Origin of the sequence: Massilia sp. CFBP 13721 (assembly GCF_014842025.1) — a bacterium.
Lineage (GTDB): Bacteria > Pseudomonadota > Gammaproteobacteria > Burkholderiales > Burkholderiaceae_D > Telluria.
On record NZ_JACYUY010000079.1, the window covers coordinates 1 to 319 of the forward strand.

A 319-nucleotide genomic window follows, 5' to 3' on the forward strand; every position below is an offset into this window, starting at 1 on the left:
GAAGGTGTCTTGTGAAGGATGCTGGAGGTATCAGAAGTGCGAATGCTGACATGAGTAGCGATAATGGGGGTGAAAAGCCTCCACGCCGTAAGCCCAAGGTTTCCTGTTCAACGTTCATCGGAGCAGGGTGAGTCGGCCCCTAAGGCGAGGCAGAGATGCGTAGCTGATGGGAAGCAGGTTAATATTCCTGCACCGTCGTATGATGCGATGGGGGGACGGATCGCGGAAGGTTGTCTGACTGTTGGAATAGTCAGTTTCTGGTTCATAGGAGGTACTTAGGCAAATCCGGGTACATAATCCAAGGGGCTGGGACGAGCGG

Annotated in this window: 1 rRNA gene; it reads left to right on the top strand. The window is 53.6% G+C overall.

Annotated features, from left to right (window positions below):
- Positions 1-319 (top strand): 23S ribosomal RNA (locus IFT60_RS26245); the annotation flags it as partial.